9 protein-coding genes and 1 tRNA gene are annotated in these 12,323 nt (G+C 33.1%); 9 read left to right on the top strand and 1 reads right to left on the bottom strand.

The window, feature by feature from the left end; all coding sequences use genetic code 11:
* Positions 1-120: 120 nt before the first annotated feature.
* The 6 genes from MKS83_RS10050 (at position 121) to MKS83_RS10025 (ending at position 9,457) form a co-directional block, all read left to right on the top strand.
* Positions 121-414 (top strand): helix-turn-helix domain-containing protein, encoded by a 294-nt coding sequence (locus MKS83_RS10050; RefSeq protein ID WP_240583052.1) that lies wholly within the window; start codon positions 121-123, stop codon positions 412-414.
* A gap of 466 nt (positions 415-880) precedes the next feature.
* Positions 881-1,312, top strand: coding sequence for a T9SS type A sorting domain-containing protein (locus tag MKS83_RS10045; protein WP_240583051.1), 432 nt, complete (start codon positions 881-883; stop codon positions 1,310-1,312).
* Positions 1,313-1,368: 56 nt separating this feature from the next.
* Complete coding sequence (locus tag MKS83_RS10040; RefSeq protein ID WP_240583050.1) at positions 1,369-8,187, top strand: SpvB/TcaC N-terminal domain-containing protein; 6,819 nt, start codon at positions 1,369-1,371, stop codon at positions 8,185-8,187.
* Positions 8,188-8,191: 4 nt separating this feature from the next.
* On the top strand, positions 8,192-8,557 hold the full coding sequence (locus tag MKS83_RS10035) for a hypothetical protein (RefSeq protein ID WP_240583049.1): 366 nt from the start codon (positions 8,192-8,194) through the stop codon (positions 8,555-8,557).
* 137 nt (positions 8,558-8,694) lie between these two features.
* Positions 8,695-8,952: a hypothetical protein gene (locus MKS83_RS10030; protein ID WP_240583048.1), complete on the top strand. Its 258-nt coding sequence runs from the start codon at positions 8,695-8,697 to the stop codon at positions 8,950-8,952.
* A 364-nt stretch (positions 8,953-9,316) separates the two neighbouring features.
* Positions 9,317-9,457, top strand: coding sequence for a hypothetical protein (locus tag MKS83_RS10025; RefSeq protein WP_240583047.1), 141 nt, complete (start codon positions 9,317-9,319; stop codon positions 9,455-9,457).
* A 155-nt stretch (positions 9,458-9,612) separates the two neighbouring features.
* Here MKS83_RS10025 and MKS83_RS10020 read toward each other — a convergent pair.
* Positions 9,613-9,683, bottom strand: a tRNA-Gln gene (locus tag MKS83_RS10020).
* Between the two features lie 100 nt (positions 9,684-9,783).
* Between MKS83_RS10020 and MKS83_RS10015 the strand changes: the two genes are divergently transcribed.
* The 3 genes from MKS83_RS10015 to MKS83_RS10005 all read left to right on the top strand — a co-directional run bounded on the left by MKS83_RS10015 (position 9,784) and on the right by MKS83_RS10005 (position 12,271).
* Positions 9,784-10,806: an AMP-binding protein gene (locus MKS83_RS10015; RefSeq protein WP_240583046.1), complete on the top strand. Its 1,023-nt coding sequence runs from the start codon at positions 9,784-9,786 to the stop codon at positions 10,804-10,806.
* A 32-nt stretch (positions 10,807-10,838) separates the two neighbouring features.
* A complete protein-coding gene (gene arfB / locus MKS83_RS10010; RefSeq protein ID WP_240583045.1) occupies positions 10,839-11,231 on the top strand; it encodes an alternative ribosome rescue aminoacyl-tRNA hydrolase ArfB in 393 nt (130 codons plus the stop codon).
* A gap of 65 nt (positions 11,232-11,296) precedes the next feature.
* The gene (locus MKS83_RS10005; protein ID WP_240583044.1) at positions 11,297-12,271 is read left to right on the top strand and encodes a deoxyhypusine synthase family protein; all 975 of its coding nucleotides are present in this window, start codon (positions 11,297-11,299) and stop codon (positions 12,269-12,271) included.
* Positions 12,272-12,323 lie beyond the last annotated feature (52 nt).

Here is a 12,323-nt window from a genome sequence, read left to right as displayed (position 1 = left end):
GGCTTAAGTTTTAAATATCATGTAGCGTAATAATGTTTTGCCAAAGGTATTCACTAACTTTGTGTAAGTCTAATAGATATACTTCTAAAATATACCGAAAACTACTAAAAACAGGAAGTGATGAAAGTGTGCGGACAAAATATAAGGAAAATACGTAGAGCAAAGGATTTTACTCAGGAATATATGGCTTTTGAGATGGGGATTTCTCAGAAAGCTTACTCTGATATAGAAAATTCTAAGGTGAAGATCAATCTGGAAATTTTAACTAAGATTTCGGAGATTTTAGAAATTAAGCCGTCAGATATCTGTAGTATTTCTCATAAATGCGGAAATGATGAATACGAAAATAAATTTCATGATCTTGTAGAGTACATGAAAAAAAATAATATCGCTATTCCTAAGGATTATTTGTAAGTTTTTATATTGAGTAAATATTGAATTGATAAATGAAAAAACCATCCTGGAAAAGGATGGTTTTTCGTATTCGAAAGGGAACAATATTGAACCAGATATTTCCCTATTTATCTTATGAGATTTGAGATTAGAAAAGTTGTTCTTACAAGATTGTTTTATATCTCTTATGTGGTATAATCATTTGAATTACATCGTAACATAGAGTTACACTCTAAGAGTGTAGAGAAGAAGATTGATATGAACTGAATTACTAAAAAAAATTAATATATACGGTATGTCTATAGTATAATGATATTAAAGTATAATTAATGTTGCAAATATTAACATATTAATTTATTTCTATAAGGAAGTCACTTTTGTTAGATATATTGAAAATAATTTTATATTTGTACAAACTTCAACCATGAATAAATTAATACTATCAGCAATTGCAATTTTTACCAGTAATTGGTTTTTTTGCCAAATCATGCCACCTAGTACATATCCTATTTACTTTCAATATGATGAAGCCGGAAATCAGGTATTTAGAGGTGACGGAATGTTATCTCGTAGCGCAAATACAACAACTTCTGAACTAATTGAACCCGCTATAAAAGAAAATCTTCAAGGTTTTTCATCTACAATAAAAGAAAGTGATTTTTGGAATAATATCAGAATTTATCCCGTACCTGTAAAAGACAATCTTACTATAGATTGGAATGATTCTGTAAATGATTTGATTTCCGAAATTGGACTTTATGAACAGAGTACTATTCATTGGGTTTTTCAAAATAAAAAGGTTTCGACTCTCAATAAAACGGTCAAAATTAATATGACGAAACAATATATGGGAGTATATATTCTAACATTCACATTGAAAGACGGCAGACGATTGAATAAAAATATCACTAAATATTAAGTGATTTTAATACACGAAACTTTTTATTTTTAAATTACTATTATCAAGATTATTATATGAAAAAAATTGCTCTTTTCATTGTCCTTCTATTTTCTATTTATAATTATTCACAAAATAATTTTCATGATACGAAAGGGAATCTGGAAGTTAACAGTGGGGGACAGGCATCGTTTACTTTGCCCATAGCTTTACCTCCCGGAGTGAAAAGTGTAGCTCCACAAATAAATTTAAATTATATTTCAGGTTCAGGAAATGGTATTGCAGGCTATGGTTGGAATATTGGTGGCATCACTGGGATATCCAGAGTAAGCAGAAATATAGAAAAAGATAACGAAGTTATTGGCATTCAAAATGATTTAACTGACTTATATAGTTTTAATGGGCAAAGACTAATTTTAAAATCCGGAACATATGGCCAGGATGGTGCAGAATATGTAACAGAGAAGTATTCTAACCTTCGAATTAAGTCCTATGGAAGTATTACAGGAAAACCATGGAGCGGACCTTTATATTGGGAGGTTAATTTTGAAGACGGCTCTCAAGGGTGGTATGGAACATTGCCAAATATGTCGACAGCTACAACGGATTTACAATATAATATTGTAAAATGGAGAGATATAAAAGGAAATTATATTTCCTATGAATATGATCAGGACAAAATTGCAAACGATAATATTACTTTAATAAAAAGTATAAAATGGGGAGGAAATGAATCTATTAATAAACCTCATTTCAATTCAATTAATTTTGATTATATAAATAGAAGTCAAAAAGAAACAGCTTATCATCAAGGTGTACGTCATGTACAGAGTAGTACTTTAAAAAGCATTACTGTACTTACCAATCAACAGCAATTTAAAAAGTATGTAATCGATTATGTTGATATAGGAACAAGTTACCAGTTTCTAAATAAGATTACTGAATATAACGCCAATAATGAAGCTGCAAATCCCATTACCATTTTATATACTGGTAATCAGATGGGATCAGAAGAAACTTCATATTCATATAATATTACTAATTTTAATACGAGAAAATACGGTGATTTCAATTTGGATGGGATTGCAGATTTTATTGAATTTGTATCACCAGGAGTAATCAATTTTAGACGTTCGGTATATGCTAATACCGGTACAACTTCTCTGCAATATGATTCTTCCAAATTTTCAGCCGCTGATTTTAAAAATGCAGTTCCCATTACTTTTAAAAATAACAACTTTGTACCAAACAAAGGGGGGCTTGTTATTCCTGTTGCGAAAGCAACAGCTACTCCATATAAAAAAAATTATGAATTTCAGGTATACTCTGTTAATCTTCAAACAAACAGTTTAGATTTCGAATATGCAAAGACAATAGAGTATGATTCTTATACTCCTTTACAGTTTGATGATGATCTGGATTTTTGCAATACTCCTTCCATTGTTATTAAAGAAGCTATTAGCTATGACTTTAATGGAGACGGTATTTCAGAGTTGCTTATGAAATTCCAATCCAGCAGAATTTGTGGTTCCGGAGGATTAGACCCGGGAGGATTAGATCCGGGAGGAGTGGCTATCGTTAACAAAAGCCAGCCAAGCAATTTATTACAACCGGAGTCAGATCCTGCTGACCCAACAACTGATCCTGCGGGCTCTTATGTATATACTCCTGCACCCGGAACAGATGGCTCAAATACAGAATATGGCTATATTGAGCAACCTGAACCTGACAATATATTGCCGGGACAAACAATGAAAATTAATTATTCATATGTTTTGGTTGATTTAGATCAAAATATACCTGTTCCTCAAAGTGTTTACAATTTTGAAACGGGAACAGGTACGGGAAACTCCATTAAATTTGCCGATTTTAATGGAGATGGAATCCAGGAAATCATTCTTCAAACCAATTCTACATTTAATCAGATATTAAATATAAAAAGAGATTTAGCTCTTAATTACTCTACAAATTCTGTCGGCAACTTTGCAGGGCAAAACTTTGTAGGAAGTGTGTATACTGCAATGCTTTTTGGTGATTTTAACGGTGATTCAAAAACAGATATTCTTGTACCTCAAGCTAATAAATCATACAACTGGGATTTATATGTATCCACGGGAAAGAATTTTGTAAAGTCTTATATCAATAATTTTATTTTTTATCAGTCTGAAGCAGAAGTATTAACTAATAATGTACATAATACATTTTATGAAAGCGGCTGTAGTTATGGATTGGTAAGAATGATGCAATACCAAGCCAGTGATATTGATGGAGATGGAAAGTCTGATATTCTTGTTTCAAATGTATTATTTTATGATCACGAATGGAATGCTCACAGAGATCAGGAGTGGACAACTGTAAGTGTAGCGGTTTACTCTACCAATAAATTAACAGGTGCTGTAGATAAAAGTATAGTATATAACCCTACTTATAGTCCTTTTCCGGGTGTCAATTTTCCAAATCCTTATAATATTGAAAATACAGTATCTATTCAGACTAATAGTGATATTAATTTCTTCCGTACCAAATATTGGTTAAAAACCTACTCAGAAAAAGTGATTCCTTTTAGTGCAATTACTTTAAATAGAACTAATCAGCAAATTATATTGACGGGTAAACCTGTAGATTGTCAAGGAACTGAATGTGATCAAAATTATGTACTTCATTACAATTATACATTTTTACCTACACTATCAAGAATTGGACAGATTCAGCAAGGTGGAGTGACAACTGATATTGAATACAGAGAAATATCTACTTATACTAATCCTCAGAATTTCTTTTATAAGCCTATTCAACCTGAGCCATATCCATATATGGAACTTGAAAAAGTTCCGCTTTCATCTGTGGTATATAGAGTTTTGCAATTTTTCCCAGGCGGATCTTTAACACAGGAGTTTAGGTATCGAGGGCTTCTTTCTAATTTCCACGGAAGAGGAGTGATTGGTTTCAGGCAATTTGCCAAATCATCTTGGTATTCTTCAGGATATACAAATACACAGATTTGGTCTGGAGCTGAATTTGATCCGCGAAACGAATCTGTTCCCTTAAAAGAATGGACAGTTAAAACAAATGATGAAAATGAAATTTTCCCGGCCAATTTATCAGAATCGAATACCGGATTATTAACCTTTAAGTCATATACTTATCAGATAGATAAGCTTCTTAACGGGCAAGTTGTAACTGCTATTGCAGATGTTGATAAGCCTAAAATTGTTACAGCCTCCCTTATAAAATCATCAAGAACAAAAGATTTTTTAACAGGAACCTTAACGGCAGATACTGTTGAGTATGGTGAATATTATTTGCCTAACCAAACCGTTAGCAATGTAAACAATGGTTACGGGATATATACTACCATTAATGAATATTATAATAATACATCCGGTACAGGAGCAGATTATTATATAGGTAGAATAAAAACAAAAAATAGCACTATTCAGGCTTACAACGATATAAAGTCAGAAAAAGAAGAGTATACCTATGAAAATAACCTCATTAAAACTTTCAAAACATGGAACAGAGATAATACGGGCTATGTACAGGAAACTTACGGATATGATGATTTTGGGAATATTACTCAAAAAACAGCTTCCAACAGTATAGATGCACAGAGCTCTACAACTCAGGCTGAATATGATTCCAAAGGAAGATTTGTTACTAAAAAGATTGATAATTTAGGACTTCAAACTAATATAACATACAATGATTGGGGGCAGATTCTTACCCAAACCGATCCTTTAAACAATACCGTAACCACAGCGTATGATGGTTGGGGAAAAATTCTAAATGTAACATCAAATTTATCCGGAACTACAACCTACACCTACGAAAAAATTACATCAGGTTCAGGAGGAATTAAAGTAAAGGAAATCTCCCCGGACGGAAGTGAAAATATTACCTATACCAATGCGATCGGGCAGAATTACAAATCAACAACAAAAGCTTTTGGCCAAGGGAAATACGTTTCCATGGATGTAAATTATGACCCTCTTGGAAGAAAAATATCCGAAAGCGAACCTTATTATGAAGGACAAAGTGCTACCCAATGGAACACTATATCGTATGATGATACTTTCTTCCCTGCAAAAGTCACTGCAACATCATTTAAAGGTAAAAAAACAGAAACATCAGTTTCCGGATTTACAACAACGGTAAAAGAACTCAACGGATATTCCAGAATAACTTCAAAAACATCTGATGCCCTTGGGAATACGGTCTCATCTGCCGATGCGGGAGGAAGCATTCAGTTTAATTATAATGCCTCGGGAGAACAAATTAAAGCGACTTACGGTACAAATATTATAACGACAAAATATGATGCATGGGGAAGAAAATCAGAATTTAATGATCCTTCCAACGGAAAATATACTTATGAGTATGACGGTTTTGGCAAAATAAAAAAAGTAATCAGTCCAAAAGGCAATAAACAATATGTCTATAATAATCTGGGACAATTGGAGTCACAAACCGAAAACTCATCAGATGGAACAAGTACGAACAAATCTATCAGTTTTGGATACGATGGTTTTGGAAGAAATATATCTGTAACAGGGACATCAAACGGGAAGGCTTATAATTCAGTTATAGAATATGATATTTATGGAAGGTTGAAATCAAAAACAGAAGAAAATAATGGTAAATTATATACTCAGAATACTTTTGTTTATGATGACAAATCGAGAGTAAAGTCTTATAAAAAAAGTATTTTATCTTCAGGAATAAATACTTCAGTAGATATCGAGCATACATACAATCCTTGGAATGGTGAGCTTTATCAGATTAAGGATAAAAATAACGGTTCGGTATTATGGGAACTTCAGGATACTAATGCAAAAGGCCAAGTGCTTTTGTCAAAATTAGGTGCAGCAGCTGTTACCAATACCTATGACAATAATGGATTCCTAACAAATATGACTCATTCATCCACAGCTAAGCCAAGTATACTTCAGGTTTCTTATGTGTTTGATGCTATAAAAAATGAGCTTAACAGCAGAACAACAAGTGGAGATTTTACCATCTTGGAGAGCTTTTCGTATGATAATAACAATCGTCTTATTAATTGGACAAACCCAAGAACGGGCTCCAATTCAGTAAATACATATGATACAAAAGGCAGAATCACACAAAATGACCAGGTAGGACAAATAAAATACGAGTATCCAGGCAAGGTTTATCAGCCAAGCAGTATTAATCTAAATCTAACAGGGGTAGGTAATTATGCAGGTGATATTGTACAGCAGGTTTACTACAATGAAAATAATGATCCTACTTATATTGACGGAGTGAAAGGCGATGTTGCTTTCCAGTACGGGTTAACGGCCATGAGGCAAAGAGTGACCTATGGCGGTAATTTTAACGCCAATCAGGATGGAAAGTTTACTAAGTTCTATAATGAGGACGGTAGTATGGAGATTACCAAAGATAATCAAACTGGTCTGGAAAAGCATATTTTATATATTGGAGGTTCGCCTTATGACAGTAGTATTATTTTTGTAAAAAATTATAATGAAACATCCGGATCTTATAAATTCTTACACAAAGATTATTTGGGAAGTATCTTGGCAATAAGCGATCAAGCCGGAAATAAGCTGGAACAAAGACATTTTGATGCATGGGGCAATTTTACCCATTTGCAGATAGGAAGCGGGGCAATAATAACAGACAAGGCAACGATCACCCAGATGAGTCTTGCTTCCGAATTATTGCTGGATCGCGGTTATACAAGTCATGAACATTTCCATGAGGTAAGCCTTATCCATATGAACGGAAGACTGTACGATCCACTATTGAGAAGATTCTTGAATGCAGACGAAAATATTCAGGCTCCTTATAATACCCAAAACTATAATAAGTATGGATATGTGATGAACAATCCGCTTTTATTTAATGATCCTAGTGGAGAGTATATTTTTGGAATTACTGAAGGTTTTGTAGCGGCTATCGTTATAGGTGCAATGGTGGGTACGGCAAGTTATATTTTAAATACAATTATTACCGGGCAAAAGTTTACTTTATTAGGATACTTTAAAGCCGAGTTCTTTGGGGCTCTTTCTGGAGCTGTAACCTACGGAATTGGTAGTGTGTTTACGACAACAGCCGGAGCTGCAACGCAGTTTGCCGCTAGCATCGGAAAAGTAGGGTCTGCTCTTCTGCAGGCAACTGCTCATGGTGTAGCACAGGGTACTCTTTCTTTAATGCAGGGAGCTGATTTTTCGGCGGCAGGTATGGCTGCTATTACAGGTTTTGTAACAAGTGGTGTAATGAGCGGGCTTACAAGCATGGCTCCTTCTGTTACCAAATCAATGGGAGCTTCTATGATTACCGGAGGGGTCGTAGGTGGTGTTTCGTCTAAACTTGCAGGTGGAAACTTCTGGCAGGGAGCTGCTATTGGTGCAATTGTTGCTGGATTAAACCATGCGATGCATTCTACCTTTAATAAATTGGATAGTGAAAATAGTTTTTCCCAACAACAGAAAGATCCTTGGGATTTAAATGGAGATGGAAAAATGAGTTTAGATGAAGCAAATAACTGGTATAGAAATGGAGATGGAAAAGCAGTGACTTTAGATGCTAGTAAAATAGATTTAAATTCTGTTGATACAAAAGGTTGGGTAAAAGGAAAAACTTATGGGGTTCAAACCTTGGTAAATTCAAGCGATGGTAGAGTTTTAGGAAATATCACAGTAAAATATTTAGGAAATAATCAAGTTAGTATTTTGGCTGATACCTATAATTTTGAACAACACGGAAATTTTATGGATAGTCCTTTTAGAAACGCTGCAACTGTTCTTGGGAAATGGGTTGCAGGAGAAGGACAGCAATTTCAAATTAATTTCAAAGGGATAAATACAATTAGACCGAGAGTATATAACTTTGAAAGAGGACCTAAATATTAATTGTATGAAAAATATAATAGTTGTTGTAATTACTTTTTTTATTCTATATTCTTGTAATAATTCTGATAAAGTTGAAAAATTGCCTTCAGGTTATGAAGTTTTCTACGAAGGAGGTAGCCAAAATAGATTGTTAAAGGATAATGAACTAATTATAGATAGTGGATTGGTAGAATGTAAGTTTAAAAACAATTATTTATTAGTTTCAGTTGATACAACTTATTCAATGAATCCAGAAAAATTAAATAAAAAAAATCTGAAATATTTTATACAAGACATTAAAACAGATAATACTATAAGGAAAATATCCTACAAGGATCTTCAAGCCATTATAAAGGAGAAATCTTTATCAGATATAGATATTACAAAATAATAAATCCCGCCGATGGGCGGGATTTTTCTATTATAAAGCCAGAAGACTCTCCATCTCCAATAATTATTCTTAAAAATAGTAAGCCGAAGGAGAATGATTTCCCAATAACTAATTATCAAATAGAAAAAGAAGATTTAATGAAAATAGAAAAAATCTGCTATTCAAAAAAAACAATAATAGGTACAAAATCGTCAGTACTAGTTGAGGTAAATAAAGATAACAATATTGGAAAATATTTTTTCAATAAGAAAAATGGTGTTGAGATTTTAGATAAAATTCAAAAAATAATTTCCCATTATAATAACAAACAATTAAATGATGATTTTTTTTATCTAAAACTAGTAACTAAGCAAACGTGGAATCGTGATAGGGATAGAGAAATAATAGGAATTTAAACTGCTGGTAATCAATAAAAAAATCTGAAGATTATATTCGAAAAGATTATATTTTAGTACTCAATAGAGTATTGTTGTCAAAAATAGATTATTAATTGGAAAGAATTCATGAAAATAGTCGATTTTGTTGCCTTATCCGGTTTTGCAATAAAATATTAGATGACAGAAATAAGAAACGATAACAGGCTTTTGCTTGTTATCGTTTTTTAATAAAAACTATTTGTTTGCCAAAAGCTTTTGCATCATCCCTTATATAAATATATTTTGGAAGAGTAATAATCTACTCTTATTTGTTGAATAATCAAATATAACCACAACTAGTGATCACTCTCTGAATGTCAAAAGAGAATGTAAAGATCGGATTTTGAAGTTGGAAGAAGACTTAAATAAAAATTCAGCTCCTCAAATCAACAATATAGATAAACTGCTCGAACAAGCTTTAGAAACACCTCAAAATATCGGAAAACACTACTTAGAAGGAGGAATTGAAACAAAACGGCAATAATTGGTTCGATATTTCCTGAAAAATTGGAATTTGACGGAAAACATTATCGAACCACCCGAATCAACTCAATAGCACATCATATCTTTCAGATTAATAATGATTTAGTACATAATGAAAAAAGAGAAACAATCATTTTGATCATTTCTCCTTGAATGTAGACTCACAGGGATTCGAACCCCAGATGACTGAACCAAAATCAGTAGTGTTACCGCTACACCATGAGTCTCTGTTTGTTTTAGTGGTGCAAATTTACAGCTTTTTTCATTACATGCAAGAACTTTTTAAACTTTTTTTTAAATTTACTGTGCTTTTTATTCCCATTAATTATGCCGATAGACTTCAATAATCTCAATATTAATCAATTATCTTTTGAAACCGAATTTGAAATTAAAATTAAAAACTTTTTAGAAGAATGGTTTTCAGATTCCGAAACGGTAAAAGTACAGACATCGGGTTCTACGGGGGGGCCAAAGATCTTTGATATTGAGAAAAACAAAATGATTAATTCTGCAGAAATGACCTGCAATTTTTTAGGATTAAAGGAAGGGAATACTGCTTTAATCTGTTTGCCTGTTGAATATATTTCAGGGAAAATGATGATAGTTCGGTCTATTATCAGAAAATTAAAATTAATGATTGTCGATCCTTCTACAAAACCGATTGAGAATTTAAATGAAGAAATTAATTTTTGTGCGATGACACCACTTCAGGTGGAGAATTCGTTGGGTAAATTACACTTAATTAAAAATCTGATTATTGGTGGAGCTGCAGTTTCAGAAAGTTTAAAAACAAAAATTATTCAAACGCTTAGTCTTTCAAATGCTCACACCAAGATATTTGAAACGTATGGAATGTCTGAAACGCTTTCCCATATCGGATTGAAGCAAATTGCTCCAAATTCGGAAGATTTTTTTACGGTTTTTGAAAACGTCGAGATTTCTAAGGATGAGAGAGGTTGTCTGAAAATTTTTGCTCCAAAAGTGAATGCTGAGGTATTGCAAACTAATGATTTAGTTGAGATTAAAGATAAAAATCAATTTAGATTTTTAGGTAGGATAGATAATGTAATCAATTCCGGAGGGGCAAAGATTTTTCCTGAACAGCTGGAAGCTTTAGTAAAAAAAGAAATCCCGAATGAGGCTGTTTTTTTAGGAATTGAGGATGAGAGTTTGGGACAGAAATTGATATTGATTATTGAAGGGGAAAAGTCAACAAATCTGTTGGAAAAGATTTCAAGTATTCCGTTTGAGAAAAATTTTCAGAAGCCGAAAGAAATTATCTTCATTGAAAAAATTCCGAGAACTCCTAATGGAAAAGTGAATAGAATGGAATTAAAAACTATATTGTAACGCTTATCTTTACCCATCAATTTAAAATTAGAATGAAAGATTTTTCAAAAGAACTTAGTTTCAAAACTTCCCGAAGCAGTGGAGCAGGAGGTCAGAATGTAAACAAGGTCGAAACTTCCGTTACGGTTCTTTGGAAAGTTGCTGCCTCAGAATTTTTTACTGATGAACAAAAAGATTTAATTCAAAATAAATTAAAAAACAGAATTAATGCAGAAGGTTTTTTGTTCTTAACAGTTTCCGAAAGTCGAACTCAATTAATGAATAAAAATAAAGCCATTGAAAAAATCCTGGAAATTGTTGATAAAGCATTATTTATTCCTAAAAAACGTGTTGCTACGAAGCCTTCAAAAGCTCAAAAACAGAAAAGATTGGACACAAAAAAGAAGCTTTCTGATAAAAAGGAAAACAGACGTTTTAAGTTTTAAAATTCTTCTAACTTTCTGCACGTATCTTACAACCCAAAATTCCTATCTTTGCAAAAATTAAAAAAATGAGCAAACCGATAACTGAATTCATAGAAAAATATTACCTTCACTTTAATGCTGCTGCATTGGTGGATGCTTCTAAAGGATATGTTGCACACCTTAAGGATGGCGGAAAAATGATGATTACTTTGGCAGGAGCAATGTCTACTGCAGAGTTGGGGAAAATTCTTGCTGAAATGATCCGTCAGGATAAAGTAGATTTTATCTCTTGTACAGGTGCAAACCTTGAAGAAGATCTTATGAATCTTGTAGCGCATTCTCATTATGAAAGAGTACCTCACTACAGAGATCTTACACCTCAGGAAGAGTGGGATCTGTTGGAAAGAGGGCTAAACAGGGTTACAGATACTTGTATCCCTGAAGAAGAAGCTTTCAGAAGGCTGCAGAAACACATCTTTGAAATCTGGAAAGATGCGGATAATAAAGGAGAAAGATATTTCCCGCATGAATATATGTATAAAATGATCCTTTCGGGAGTTCTGGAGCAATATTACGAAATTCCCAGAGAAAACTCTTGGATGATTGCTGCGGCTGAGAAAAACTTACCAATCGTAGTTCCAGGATGGGAAGATTCTACAATGGGTAACATCTTCGCTTCTTACTGTATCAAAGGAGAATTGAAATTCTCTACGATGAAATCCGGAATTGAGTATATGGCTTATTTAGCGGATTGGTATACTAAAAATTCGGCAGGAAAAGGAGTTGGTTTCTTCCAGATTGGTGGAGGTATCGCAGGAGATTTTCCAATTTGTGTAGTGCCAATGTTGTACCAGGATATGGAAATGCATGATATTCCGTTCTGGTCTTATTTCTGTCAGATTTCAGACTCTACAACATCTTATGGTTCTTATTCAGGGGCGGTTCCAAATGAGAAAATCACTTGGGGTAAATTAGACATTACAACACCGAAGTTTATCGTTGAAAGTGATGCTACCATCTGTGCACCATTGATGTTCTCTTATATTTTAGAGAATTCTTAATAGAAAATAATAATAAATTTAGGTAAAAGGCTTATCATGTAAGCCTTTTATT

It is taken from the genome of Chryseobacterium sp. Y16C (genome assembly GCF_022488405.1).
GTDB classification, from domain to species: domain Bacteria; phylum Bacteroidota; class Bacteroidia; order Flavobacteriales; family Weeksellaceae; genus Chryseobacterium; species Chryseobacterium geocarposphaerae.
This window is presented reverse-complemented; position numbering and strand designations above follow the sequence as displayed.